The sequence below is a fragment of the Streptobacillus felis genome, from assembly GCF_001559775.1.
In the GTDB taxonomy this organism is placed as follows: Bacteria; Fusobacteriota; Fusobacteriia; order Fusobacteriales; family Leptotrichiaceae; genus Streptobacillus; species Streptobacillus felis.
On sequence record NZ_LOHX01000113.1, the window covers coordinates 1 to 413 of the forward strand.

A 413-nucleotide genomic window follows, 5' to 3' on the forward strand; every position below is an offset into this window, starting at 1 on the left:
TTTAATAACCCATGAATAAAGATTAGGATATTTAACACCATATTTAGTACATATATCTTTGTAATTTTTTCCTTTTTCTATACATTCTTTTGCAATATTCATCTTAGTTTCTTTACTTAGTTTAGGATTTATCATAGAGTATATCTCTCCTTTAGGATCATATTCTTTTATAATACCCTTTTAATACTAATAAATCCATCTTTTTAAAACATTTTTACTATTTAAATACTCTATTTCTAATTGTCGAGTACTTTTTCCATCAATTTTTTCATTTATTACTTTTTGTTTAAAGTTTTTAGTATATGATCGATTTTGTTTTCCTACTTCTTTAAGTCCTTTTTTTCTATGTATTCTTTATTTTGAAGTAATAATACTTAGATTCCCTTTAGCTATATTATATTCTTTTGCTACAA

General features: G+C 22.3%; 1 protein-coding gene. It reads right to left on the reverse strand.

Features of this window, described 5'->3' with window-relative positions; all coding sequences use genetic code 11:
* The coding region (locus tag AYC60_RS09565) for a transposase (protein WP_156447638.1) at positions 1–135 on the reverse strand (135 nt) is incomplete at its 3' end.
* Positions 136–413: the final 278 nt, after the last annotated feature.